Genomic DNA, 11,770 nt, shown 5'->3' with positions numbered 1-11,770 from the left:
CTTTAGCGTATGGCCGTGTGGGCGAGGACGGTGTAGGTCATGACGAGGATGACGATGGCGGCGCCAGCGGCGAGCCAGCCGGCATAGGAACGGATGTTGCCGGACTGCATGCGCCGGGTGCCGGAGCTGGCGGCCTGAGTGGCAAAGGCGGCGAGCTTGCCGGAGCCGTTGACGATGCCGCCCTCGATGAGGCCACCGAGGACGAGCCGGGTGAGGCCGGCGATCGGCAGGACGATGAGGCCGTTGTAGAGCTCGTCGATGTAGTACTTGTGGGCGACGAGGCGGTAGAGCGGCGTGCCGGCTGCGCGGGCGCCAAGGGTGCCGGGGCGCTGGCGGTAGAAGAGGTCGGCGACGAACCAGCCGAAGAGGGCGACCAGAACGCTGACGACGGCGAGACCGCGCTCGAGGCCGTGCGAGACCTGGTCGGCGTTGATGGCGTTTTCAGCGTGCGTAGTGGCTGCGAAGACGGGGTCGAGGAAGTGCTCGAAGTGATTGGAGCCGGCGAGCGCCTGCGGTACGCCGACCCATCCGCCGACGACGGACAGGACGGCAAGGATGACGAGCGGGCCGAGCATGACCCAGGGCGACTCGTGGACACCGTGGGAGTGTGCCTGGCCTTCGTCGTGTTCGTCTTCGGCGGCGTGCGCGTTGGTGCCGGCGGTGTGGGCATGCGGAGCGTGGGCGGCGTGTGAAGTGGCGCCGAGGGCGTGCTCGTCAAAGCGCTCGGCGCCGAAGAAGGTTTTGAACCAGAGCCGGAACATGTAGAAGGACGTGAGGCCGGCGGTGACGAGGCCCACGGCCCAGAGCAGCTTGCTCAGGCCGGGGTTGATGGAGCTGTCCCAGACGCGGTAGAGAATCTCGTCCTTGGAGAAGAAGCCGGAGAAGGGCGGGATGCCCGCGATGGCGATGACGCCGGCAGTCATGGTCCAGAAGGTGGTCGGGATGCGCTTGCGAAGGCCGCCCATGGCGCGCATGTCCTGCTCGCCGGAGAGGGCGTGGATGACGGAACCGGCGGCGAGGAAGAGCAGCGCCTTGAAGAAGGCGTGCGTCATGAGGTGGAAGACGGCGGCGGAGTAGGCGGCCACGCCGCAGCCGAGGAACATGTAACCGAGCTGCGAGATGGTGGAGTAGGCGAGGACGCGCTTGATGTCGTGCTGCACCATGCCGATGGTGGCGGCGAAGAGCGCGGTGGCTGCGCCGATGATCGCGATGACGCCGAGGGTAAAGGGCGAGCGGTCGAAGAGGACGTGGGCGCGGGCGACCAGGTAGATGCCCGCGGTGACCATGGTGGCGGCGTGGATCAGTGCGGAGACCGGGGTGGGGCCTTCCATGGCATCCGGCAGCCAGACGTAGAGCGGGATCTGGGCGGACTTGCCGGCGGCGCCGACGACGAGGAGCAAAGCGATGGCTGTGAGGATGCCGCCCTGCATGCCGGGGTGCGCGGAGATGTTGGAGAAGATGCCCGTGAAGTCGAGCGTGCCGAAGTTCCGGATGAGGAGGAACATGGCGAGCAGGAAGCCGAAGTCGCCGACGCGGTTGACGACGAAGGCCTTGCGCGCGGCGGCGTTGGCGGCGGGCTTCTGCCAGTAGAAGCCGATCAACAGGTACGAGGCGAGACCCACGCCCTCCCAGCCCACAAAGAGCAGGAGGAAGTTCTGGGCGAGGACCAGAACGAGCATGAAGAAGAGGAACAGGTTGAGGTAGGCGAAGAAGCGCCAGTAGCCCTGGTCCTCTGCCATGTAGCCGACCGAATAGAGGTGGATGAGGAAGCCCACGCCCGTGATGATCGACAGCATGATGAGCGTGAGGTGGTCGACCGTGAAGGCGAAGCGGACGACGAAGCCGGTGACCTGGATCCACGGGGCGGAGTTCGCCGTAATGGCGAGCGTGCCGGTGGAAAGCATGTGCTGCCACAGGTCAGCGACAAGCAGTGCCGGTAGCGCAGAGAAGAGCAGCGCGATCGCAGCAACGCCGGTGCGCGGCAGGCGGCGGCCGATGAGGCCGTTGAGCACGAAGCCGGCGAAGGGCAGAAGCGGGATGAACCAGAGGAGGTGTTCGGGATTCATGGGTGTGTTCGTCTGCTCCCGTTAGTTCTTCATCAGGTTGATCTGGTCGACGTCGAGGGTCTGGCGCGAGCGGAAGACGGCGATGATGATGGCGAGGCCGACGGCGGCTTCGGCCGCGGCGACGACCATGACGAAGAAGACGAAGAGCTGGCCCTGGAGCGCGTGGCGCATGTGGGCAAAGGCAACAAAGGTGAGGTTCACCGCGTTGAGCATGAGCTCAATCGACATGAAGACGGTGATGATGTTGCGCTTGATGAGGAACGCGCCGATGCCGATGGAGAACAGCACCGCGGCGAGGATGAGGTAGTAGGCGATGGGAACCATGGTGTGCCTCGCGGCTACTTTCCTTTCGGCCGATTGGCGGAGTAGATGCCGAGTCCGATGGCAAGGAGGGCGAGGACGGCGGCGAAGAGAATGAGGCTCTGCTGGGTGAAGTGCATCCGGTCTAGTTCTCCTTCCGGGCGAGGACGACAGCGCCGAGGATCGCGACGAGGATGAGGATCGAAGTGACTTCGAAGGGAAGCAGGAGGTCGGTGAAGAGGATGCGGCTGATGGCGGTGATGTTGGACTCGCCGTTGGGATTCATGCCGCCGCCGATGACGGCGTTGCCGAGGGCGCTCTTCTCACGCAGGAAGATGAAGGTGAGCAGGGCGAGGACGCCGACGACGCCTGGGATGCCGGCCAGGTAGGCGGCCCTTGAGCCGCGGGTGCGGACCTCTTCTCCGGCGTTCAGAAGCATGATGACGAAGGTGAAGAGCACCATGATTGCGCCGGAGTAGACGATGACCTGGGCGGCGGCGAGGAACTCGGCGCCGAGCGTCCAATAGATGACGGCGAGCGACATCATAACGACGACCAGCGAGAGCGCGGAATTGATCGGGTGCCGCTGAAAGAGCAGGTTCAGCGCTCCGAGAACGCATAGCACGGCGAAGATGAGGAACAGGGCTAGTTGCATCGTCCGGGCAAGTCCTTACAGGTGTTGCAGGTTACAGCTTAGGGAACACTGCTGATTGTATCGCGCGTTGTGTCTGACCCGAGTCAGGGCTTCTCGCCTATGAATTCGAAGAGCGCGACCGGTCTGCGATTCTTCTCCATGCCGGCGTGTTGCTCGTAGGGTCTGAGTTTTAGAACTTCTGTCTCGCCGTCTTCGGTAGTAATTCGACATGAGGAGCTGTCCGCACATGAGCCGACGGTCTTGCCTCTGACTTCACGAACGGTATGCCCGCTTGAATCAATTAGGGCAAACGTCGCGTCGTACCCATACGTTGAGTAGAACCGAAGCCTTACCCGGTAGTTTGCGCGGGCTTGACCGGTCGGGAGCGCCAGAGCTTTTGGAAGCTTGGATGCATCAGCCAAGTCGAATTCGGATTCGAGACAGCCGTTGAGTAGGCAACTCATGAGCGTCATCCCGAAGATCGCAGCAACGTTCTTGACCCATGAGGGCATAGGCGTTTCTATGCTTCTCTCCGACGCTCCACGCTCGCGTACTTGCGCTCTCAAGATCGCACCCGACATCTCATTGCGCCTGCTTCGGCGGTGCTAGCTGCGGAAGGCGAGGACGAGGGCGGTGGCGACGATGTTGACCATGGCGAGCGGAAGGAGGAACTTCCAGCCGAAGCTCATGAGCTGGTCGTAGCGGAAGCGGGGCAGCGTGGAGCGCACCCAGATGTAGAGGAAGAGGAAGGCGAAGACCTTGGCGACGAACCAGAGAACCGGGAAGATGACCGACAGGATCGGGCCGCCGAAGTTGTCGGGCAGCAGGTGGCCGAGCGGGGAGGATGCGCCGCCGAAGAAGAGCAGCGTGGCCACGCAGGAGACCGTGATCATGTTGGCGTATTCCGCCATGAAGAACATGGCGAACTTCATCGAGGAGTACTCGGTGTGGTAGCCGGCGACAAGCTCGGATTCGGCTTCGGGAAGGTCGAAGGGAGCGCGGTTGGTCTCGGCGTAGGCGGCCATCAGGTAGATGAAGAAGCCGAGCAGCTGGGGCCAGATGTTCCAGGAAAGCAGGCCGTGGTGCGCCTGGGACGTGACGATATCGCGCAGGCGCAGCGAGCCGGCGCGCATGACGACGCCGACCAGCGAGAGGCCGAGTGCGAGTTCGTAGCTGATGACCTGGGCCGAGGCACGCAGTGAGCCGAGCAACGAGTACTTGTTGTTCGAGGACCAGCCGGAGAGCGCGATGCCGTAGACGCCGATGGACGTGATGCCGAGGATGACGAGCAGGCCGATGTTGACGTCGGAGATCTGGAAGAGATCGACGCCGTGATAGACGGTGAGCTTGCCGAAGGGAACGACCGCGATGGAGACGAGAGCGCAGGCCAGCGCGATCATGGGTGCGATGACGAAGAGCGGACGCTCGACGGCGAGGGGCATCAGGTCTTCCTTGAGGAAAAGCTTGATGCCGTCGGCCAAGGGCTGCAGCAGGCCGAAGGGGCCGGTGCGGCTGGGTCCCCAGCGGTTCTGGGCTAGCGCGATGACCTTGCGCTCGAGCAGCACGGTGTAGGCGACCGAGGTGAGCGTGATGAGGAGCACGACCGCGATCTTGACGAGCGTGAGCAGGAGAAAGATTGCAGTTGGCGAGAGCGTCACATCAACATCCTAACCGCTGAACCGCACTCGATCAGCAGCTTACGTTATGTTCAGTACCGACTATGCTGTGCGGCTCACTTCGAAGAAGTGACAGAACAGCCGGTCAACTTGTAATGCCAGACTTCGTGGTGACTCTCGCGATTGAGCACAACATCCGCGGGAAGCTGAAAGCCGCTGACAGTCTGGTAGGTGTAGGTGGCGATGATGCGGTTACCCGGAGCGAACCTGCCATCTTCTCCCACGGCGAGGGACGTCACCGTGTATCCGTTGGGGCCCGCAGCAAATTTGGTTTCGAGTCGGTCTGTATCGTCACCTTCGGCACTGACTTGCTGCAGACGGAGGTCGGTCGTGAGCAGCGCTTCAGCCTGGGCGCCCTGCATCGCAAAATGCAAGTGAAAGCCGTTCGTACCTTTTCCTACCGTTGCGTTTGTTCCGGAGGGTGGCAGCAGCCCATTGTTTGCCGCCATAAGCCACTGATTCAAGCTGAATTGGACGGCGTGCTTCAGCAGACCTTCCGCCATACCGCCGTAGGGCAGGTTCCGTTCGTCGCTCTCACTCAGGTTGGAGGTGGGTATAGCACTACGACTGCTTACGGTCACTTTTGTCTTGATGGGCTGAATGAGTGTGCGAATCTGCTCATCCGATCCTTCGTCGCCCACGCGGGGCGCTTCCTGGAAGTGCTGTGGCCAATCGAAGGCAACGGCACAGGTAAACGACTGCAGCCCTCGCGAGAACGGAGCGTCCTGAGCATGACGGGCCCTGTCGAGGAAGGATCCATCCGCGGTTGAGATTTGCGCTTGCGCGCATGCCGAACTGCAAACCAGTACTGCGATGAGAGCCTTCACGTCTGCTCTCAGTCGGCCGGAATGCCGATGGGTTCGTGGCTGTACTTGTCCTGGAGTTCGACCAGCTTGGGCGAGAAGCGGCCGAGGGTGCCGCTGGTGAACAGGTTGTCGTTGGCGGGCAGGACGAGGTCGCGGCGCTGCGTGTCGATCTGGATGAGGTCGGCGGGTGCCGCGGGCGCGAGGTGCTGGTCGTTGCCGCTGAGCAGTTGCAGGCGGAGCAGGTCGTAGCCGGGGACGAGGCGCTGGATCTCGTCGAGAATGGCGAACGGGTCGAAGGGGGAGAGCTTCGGTTCGAGGTTGTTGGCGGTGAGGAAGACGGCGTGGCGGTCGGCCTCGCCGGTCTGTGCGCCGCGGGTCTGGCCGACGTCGGCGCGGATGCCGTTCGGCTGCGACTTGCCGAAGGGGACGAGCGCGCGGATGTTGGCACCCATCTTGTCGGCAACGCGGACGAGGAGCTCGAGGTCGGTGCGGACGCCGGCTTTGTCTGCGGCTTTCTTGACGAGCTGGAGGTCGCCGTAGCTGTTCACGACGGAACCGGACTTCTCGTAGAGGTTGGCGCAGGGAAGGACGACGTCGGCGAGGCGCGCGGTCTCGGTGAGGAACATGTCGTGCACGACGAGGAACGTGTTCTTAAGGGTGGCGGGGTCGGCGGAGTAGCGCGCGACCGGGTTGGCATTGACGACGTAGAGGGCGGCGAGGTTGCCGGCTTCGGCGGCGTCGAACATCTGCACGAGATCGAGGCCGGGCTCGGTGGGCAGGTTCTCGTACTCGGAGGCGTAGGCGTGCTGGCCGGCGACGGGGACGTAGCCGGGCAGCATGTCTGGGAGCAGGCCCATGTCCGCCGCGCCGTGTCCGTTAGCGTAGTCGTTCAGCAGGGCGAACTTGGTGTTGGGCAGGGTGAGGCCGAACTCGATAAGGCGGCGGAGGTCGGCACCGCGGAGTTCGTTGCCGATGAGGATGACGAGGGACTGCTCGTTGCGCAGGGCGTCGCGGAAGCCGGTGAGGGCGTTCGTGTCGAGCGCGGCGGATGATGCGGCGTTGTCGTCGCCTGCCAAGTAGCTCGCGATGGCGCCGTAGCCGAACGGGGCGATCTGGAGGAAGGCCTTGGCTTGGCGGCGCAGCTTGATTTCCGCGTGGTTCGCGACGTAGAGACGGGCGCGGTTCAGGCGGACGTTGCTGCGGAGGTTCCACGCGGTGAGCGGGTTCTGCTGGGTGGGGTCGCCGCCGATGAGCAGGATGGCGGGCGCGTTCTCGTTGTCGTGCTGCGAGGCGAAGCGGTCGCGGTGGCCAGAGAGCGCGGCGGCGAAGGTGACGTAGTCGGCCGTGCGGTGGTGGTCGATGTTGTTGGTGTGGAGCACCGTGCGCGCGAACTTCTGGAGGAGGTAGGCTTCCTCGTTGGTGAGGCGGTTGCCGCCGAGCACGCCGATCGAGCTGCCGCCACGGGTGTCGCGGATCTCACGCAGACGCTTGCCGGCGAAGGTGAGCGCCTCTTCCCAGGTGACGGCCTTGAAGGTGCCGTCGGCCTGCTTGAGCAGGGGCTGGGTGATGCGGTCTTCGCGGTTGGCGAAGTCGAAGCCGTAGCGGCCCTTGTTGCAGAGGAAGTCGCCGTTGATGCCGGACTTGTCGCGGTTGTCGCCGCGCATGATCTCGGTGCCTTCGGTGGTGGCGCGGACGCCGAGCGTGGTCTTGCAGCCGTCGCCGCAGTGGGTGCATACGGTGGCGACGTGGTTCATCTCCCACGGGCGGGTCTTGTAGCGGTAGGTGTCCGAGGTGAGAGCGCCGACCGGGCAGACGTCGATGCACATGCCGCACTCTTCACAGTCGAGGTGCTGCAGACCGTCTTCGGACTGCGAGGCGGGGATGTTGGGCGCGATGACGGCGGAGGAGCCGCGGTTCTGGATGCCGAGGGCGTAGACATCCATGCCTTCGCCGCACATGCGGACGCAGCGGTAGCAGAGGATGCAGCGCGGGCGGTCGAAGTAGACGGTGGGCGACCACTGCTGCTCTTCGCGGTGGTTCTTCGGCTCGGTGTAGAAGGAGTCCGCCGCGCCGTACTTAAAGGTCATGTCCTGCAGTTCGCACTGGCCGCCGGCGTCACAGACGGGGCAGTCGAGCGGGTGATTGCCGAGCAGGAGCTGCAGGGTGGACTTGCGGGCCTGCGCGATCTCCGGCGTTTCAGTGGAGACGATCATGCCCTCGGCGACCGGGGTGGTGCAGGCGGTCTGCAGCTTGGGCATCTTTTCAATGCGGACGACGCACATGCGGCACGCGGCCTGGAGCGAGAGGCCGGGGTAGTAGCAGAATGCGGGTATCTGGATGCCATTGGCCTTGCAGGCATCGATGAGCAGCGTGCCCGCGGGTGCGGTAAGCTGCTGGCCGTCAACGGTGAAGGTCACGTCTGGCATGGAGTTCATCCTAAATTGAGAGGCATCGCGAAATGCTTCAGCTAGAGCCCCTCTGTTCTAGCGTGCTTCTGGAGTTCTCTTTGCTTTTTGGCACGATGCCAAACGATCCAAAGTATGGTGCCGCCGAAAACGTACGCGCCGACGATGGCGAAAACGATGATCCCGTAGCCTGCCGGTCGGTACCACAGCACTAAAACAAGGCAGAGCATTGCAACCAGAGTTGGAATGCCCCGCAGGATCTTCATCAGTGCGCCGCGCCGACGAGTTCGTCGGTGGTGATGAAGTGCTTTTCGGTGCGCTTGCCTTGCAGGTACTCCTCGAATTCGTGGCGAAACTTCTTAATGAAGCCGAGGGTGGGCATGGCAGCGGCGTCGCCGAGCGGGCAGAAGGTGCGGCCCATCATGTTCTCGGCGAGGTACTGAATGTTGTTGATGTCTTTGGCATTGCCGCCGCCGTCGTAGAAGCGGGTCAGGGTCTTCTTGAGCCAGTCCGTTCCTTCGCGGCAGGGGATGCACCAGCCGCAGGATTCGTGCTGGTAGAACTTGATGGTCCGCAGGGCGAACTCGACCATGCTGACGGTTTCGTCGAGCACGACGATGCCGCCGGAGCCGAGCATAGTGCCGGCCTTGGCCATCTGGTCGAAGTCGAGACCCACGTCGAGCTCGTCAGCAGTAAGCACCGGGCAGGACGAGCCGCCGGGCACGACGGCCTTGAGCTTCTTGCCGCCCTTGACGCCGCCGGCGACGTCGTAGATCGCCTTCTTCAGGTTGTAGCCCATGGGCAGCTCGTAGACGCCGGGGCGCTCGACCATGCCGCTGATGCCGAACAGGCGAGTGCCGCCGTTGCGCTCCGAGCCGATCTTGGCGTACTCGGCGCCGCCCATGAGCAGGATGTGCGGGGCGGAGGCGATGGTCTCGGCGTTGTTGATAACGGTGGGGCCGCCGTAGAGGCCGACGACGGCGGGGAACGGCGGCTTGATGCGGGGGACGCCGCGCTTGCCCTCGAGCGACTCCATGAGGGCCGACTCTTCGCCTACTTCGTAGGCGCCCGCGCCGGTCTGGGTGACGATGTCGAAGTCGATGCCTTCGCGGCCAAAGATGTTCTTGCCGAGGATGCCCTTGGCGTAGGCGTCAGCGACCGCCTTTTCGACGATCTTGAGGAGATAGCGGTACTCGCCGCGCAGGTAGATGAAGCCCATCTTGGCGCCGATGGCGAGGCCGGCGATCATGGTGCCCTCGATGATGGCGTGCGGGTCGTGCAGGAAGATGACGTGGTCTTTGCAGGTGCCGGGTTCGGATTCGTCGCCGTTGACGAGGACGTACTTGGGCTTTTCGCTCTGCTTGGGAACGAACGACCACTTCATGCCGGTGGGGAAGCCGGCGCCGCCGCGGCCACGCAGGCCGGAGGCTTTCATCTCGTTGATGACCCACTCGGGACCGTTGTCGATGGCGAGCTGGGCGGCCTTGTAGCCGTCGAGTTCGAGGTAGCGATCGAGCTCGGCTGCGCCCTGGCCGAAGCGGCGCGAGAGGATCTTGACTTCATCGGGATGCGAAACGAGGGTAGGCATTACTTCACATCCTTTCCGCGACCGGCGGCGTAGTCATCCAGGATCGCGTCGACTTTTTCGGGCGTCAGGTTCTCGTGGAAGTCGTAGTTGACCTGCATGGCGGGAGCCCAGCAGCAGGCGCCGATGCACTCGACCTCTTCGAGGGAGAACTGGCCGTCTGCGGTGACTTCCTTGTGGCCGATGCCGAGGCGCTTCTTGCAGTGGTCGAGGACGTCGTAGCCGCCGACGATCATGCAGGAGATGTTGGTGCAGACCTGGACGTTGAACTTGCCGGCAGGTTTGGTGCGCAGCATGGAGTAGTAGCTGAGGACGTTGCGGACGTCGAGTTCCAGAAGGTCAAGGCGCTGTGCGATTTCCGAAACGGCGGCGTCGGTCACGTAACCCAGGTCGTCCTGCGCGTAGAGCAGCATGGGGACCAGCGCGGAGCGCTTGACCGGGTAAATCGTGACGAGTTTGTCGAATCGCTCGGCGGTTGCCGGCGAGAAGATGCTCTCTGCGACTGTGCTCACAGAGTGATTATCTCCCGAGCAAGGCGTTCCGCGGAAAGGTCCATCTCGTCTTCGGTGTTGTCGATGCGCGCCCGGCCGTTTTCCGTCAGAGCGAAGGTGTGTTCCGCGCCTTGGCTGCTGGTGATGTGGTCGTGGGTGAAGCGCATCCAGCGGCTGCCATAGCGGAGGAGGATTTCGGCTTCGGAGACCTCGACGACGGCGTGCTGATCGCGGCCGAGGGAGTGGACGGCGGCGTAGGAACGGAGGACGCCAGCCCAGGAGGACCAGAGCTCGCGCTGGAGCAGATCGGAGTGCGGATTCACCTCTTCACGCTACCGCATGGGTCGGTTAGGATCACGGTGTTCCTCGCGATGCGGCACTGTGCCGTGTCTACCTGCTGCGCGAAACTCCTCGCCGCGCGGCGGATGGGGGCTGGCCTGCGAGAGCGCGCGAACGAGCGCAGGAGGAGACTCATGGCAAAGAATCAGGTGACGTATCTGGAACTGCCGACCGAAGACACGGCGGTGCTGAAGGCGTTCTATGGGCAGGTCTTTGGGTGGACGCACCAGGACTGGGGATCGGAGTATGCGACCGTGCATGGGTCCGGCCTGGAGATCGGGTACAACGGCACTGAGGATGGCCGATCCAAGGCTCCGCTGCCGATGGTGGAGACGGACGACATTGCCGCGGCGGAAGAGCAGGTGCGTGCGGCCGGCGGCACGATCACAGTGCCCACGTTTGCCTACCCGGGCGGACGCCGATTCCACTTTACGGACCCGGCCGGAAATGAGCTTGCAGTGATGCAGCCGGGCGCGTAAGGCGGTCTGGTGGAACATAGGGCGGCGAAGCAGATGCCATGCTCCGCCGCTCTCTTTTTGGGTGTGCGGCTAGACCGATGGTGCGCTACTGCGCTTCCGGCACTTTGTTGTGCTCTTGGGTTTCTTCCGCAACGTCGTTGCTGAGAAAGTCCCAGCAGTCGTAGGTGGCGTGGACGCCGCTGGCCAGGGTGACCAGATCGCAGGTGAAGTCTTCCTGGGTGAGTTCGCGCAGGTTGTGCTTGGTGGCAACCTCGACGGTCCAGTGATGGCCGTCCTGCTGCGGCTCTGGCTGGATGAGGCGCATGCCCTTGGCGAAGAGCATGCGGCTGAGGCCGACCGCGTCGTCGTAGTTGTGGGCGGAGAAGCGGAGAAAGACGGGCCGGGTCGTCTCCATGTTGACCTGGTCGTCGACCATTTGCTTCAGCCGCTCGTTGTTGGACTCGCGGTGGCGGATGATCTCGCTCTGGATGTTGGTCGGTGTGGGCACGGGTTACTCCGCCTGGAACTTGCCGCCGGCTGCAAGACGAATGAAGCCTTTGACGGCGTCGTTCTCGTCAATTGGTGCGGCGGCACCGGTGCCGCCATGGAAGACGTATTCTTCGGGGCCGCCCTTGATCTGGAGTGTGCTGACAGGAGTGCTGCTGCCGGGGTCTAGGAAGTGCAACTGGCGATTGCGGATGAGGATGGCGTAAGCAGGTTTGTTGTCGCGGAAGAACTGGAGCATGCCGGACTCGTTGTGCAGCTTGAGTGCATCGGCAAATTCAGCCTTGTCGTTGAACGCGGTGATTTCGGGGGTCAGGCGGCCGACGAGGTGTTGCTGGAACTGGGCGTCGTAGTTCTCGTCGCTCTCGTTGTCCAGCTTGCGCTGCTCGTCGTTGTGAATCTTGCCACTGAGTTCCTCGGCGGCCTCTTTCCCGATTGCGCCGCTCTTGGGTTGACCCGGTGCCTGCCCTTGCTGTTCGTCTGCCATGATGTCCCTCAGCAGACTT

The 11,770-nt window shown here is 63.5% G+C and carries 13 protein-coding genes; 1 reads left to right on the top strand and 12 read right to left on the bottom strand.

What is annotated here, in order from left to right:
• Positions 1-2 precede the first annotated feature (2 nt).
• From nuoL to OHL12_RS05000, 10 genes are all read right to left on the bottom strand, one after another.
• Positions 3-2,066 carry an NADH-quinone oxidoreductase subunit L gene (gene nuoL / locus OHL12_RS05045; protein WP_263412736.1) on the bottom strand — a complete coding sequence of 688 codons (2,064 nt, stop codon included), beginning with the start codon at positions 2,064-2,066 and terminating at the stop codon, positions 3-5.
• Positions 2,067-2,087: 21 nt separating this feature from the next.
• Positions 2,088-2,390, bottom strand: a complete 303-nt coding sequence (gene nuoK, locus OHL12_RS05040) for an NADH-quinone oxidoreductase subunit NuoK (RefSeq protein WP_263412735.1) — start codon at positions 2,388-2,390, stop codon at positions 2,088-2,090.
• Positions 2,391-2,511: 121 nt separating this feature from the next.
• Positions 2,512-3,021, bottom strand: coding sequence for an NADH-quinone oxidoreductase subunit J family protein (locus OHL12_RS05035; protein WP_263412734.1), 510 nt, complete (start codon positions 3,019-3,021; stop codon positions 2,512-2,514).
• Positions 3,022-3,104: 83 nt separating this feature from the next.
• A complete protein-coding gene (locus tag OHL12_RS05030) occupies positions 3,105-3,512 on the bottom strand; it encodes a hypothetical protein (protein WP_263412733.1) in 408 nt (135 codons plus the stop codon).
• Between the two features lie 93 nt (positions 3,513-3,605).
• Complete coding sequence (gene nuoH / locus OHL12_RS05025; RefSeq protein ID WP_263412732.1) at positions 3,606-4,658, bottom strand: NADH-quinone oxidoreductase subunit NuoH; 1,053 nt, start codon at positions 4,656-4,658, stop codon at positions 3,606-3,608.
• Between the two features lie 74 nt (positions 4,659-4,732).
• Complete coding sequence (locus OHL12_RS05020; protein ID WP_263412731.1) at positions 4,733-5,317, bottom strand: hypothetical protein; 585 nt, start codon at positions 5,315-5,317, stop codon at positions 4,733-4,735.
• A 194-nt stretch (positions 5,318-5,511) separates the two neighbouring features.
• Positions 5,512-7,908 (bottom strand): molybdopterin-dependent oxidoreductase, encoded by a 2,397-nt coding sequence (locus OHL12_RS05015; RefSeq protein WP_263412730.1) that lies wholly within the window; start codon positions 7,906-7,908, stop codon positions 5,512-5,514.
• A gap of 244 nt (positions 7,909-8,152) precedes the next feature.
• Positions 8,153-9,475: an NADH-quinone oxidoreductase subunit NuoF gene (nuoF, locus tag OHL12_RS05010; protein ID WP_263412729.1), complete on the bottom strand. Its 1,323-nt coding sequence runs from the start codon at positions 9,473-9,475 to the stop codon at positions 8,153-8,155.
• Positions 9,475-9,984: an NADH-quinone oxidoreductase subunit NuoE family protein gene (locus tag OHL12_RS05005; RefSeq protein ID WP_263412728.1), complete on the bottom strand. Its 510-nt coding sequence runs from the start codon at positions 9,982-9,984 to the stop codon at positions 9,475-9,477. The genes nuoF and OHL12_RS05005 overlap by 1 nt, the downstream gene beginning before the upstream one ends.
• Positions 9,981-10,286, bottom strand: a complete 306-nt coding sequence (locus tag OHL12_RS05000) for a transcriptional regulator (protein ID WP_263412727.1) — start codon at positions 10,284-10,286, stop codon at positions 9,981-9,983. The genes OHL12_RS05005 and OHL12_RS05000 overlap by 4 nt, the downstream gene beginning before the upstream one ends.
• A gap of 150 nt (positions 10,287-10,436) precedes the next feature.
• Here OHL12_RS05000 and OHL12_RS04995 point away from each other — a divergent pair, with 150 nt between their 5' ends.
• Positions 10,437-10,781, top strand: a complete 345-nt coding sequence (locus OHL12_RS04995; protein WP_263412726.1) for a VOC family protein — start codon at positions 10,437-10,439, stop codon at positions 10,779-10,781.
• Between the two features lie 85 nt (positions 10,782-10,866).
• Here the strand turns inward: OHL12_RS04995 and OHL12_RS04990 are convergent, their stop codons facing one another.
• Together OHL12_RS04990 and OHL12_RS04985 are read right to left on the bottom strand one after the other, a co-directional pair.
• On the bottom strand, positions 10,867-11,268 hold the full coding sequence (locus tag OHL12_RS04990; protein WP_263412725.1) for a ribonuclease E inhibitor RraB: 402 nt from the start codon (positions 11,266-11,268) through the stop codon (positions 10,867-10,869).
• A gap of 3 nt (positions 11,269-11,271) precedes the next feature.
• The gene (locus OHL12_RS04985) at positions 11,272-11,751 is read right to left on the bottom strand and encodes a hypothetical protein (RefSeq protein ID WP_263412724.1); all 480 of its coding nucleotides are present in this window, start codon (positions 11,749-11,751) and stop codon (positions 11,272-11,274) included.
• Positions 11,752-11,770 lie beyond the last annotated feature (19 nt).

The organism is Terriglobus aquaticus (assembly GCF_025685415.1).
GTDB classification, from domain to species: domain Bacteria; phylum Acidobacteriota; class Terriglobia; order Terriglobales; family Acidobacteriaceae; genus Terriglobus; species Terriglobus aquaticus.
The sequence above is the reverse complement of the archived record's forward strand: the minus strand, read 5'-3'. Positions and strand labels throughout refer to the sequence as shown.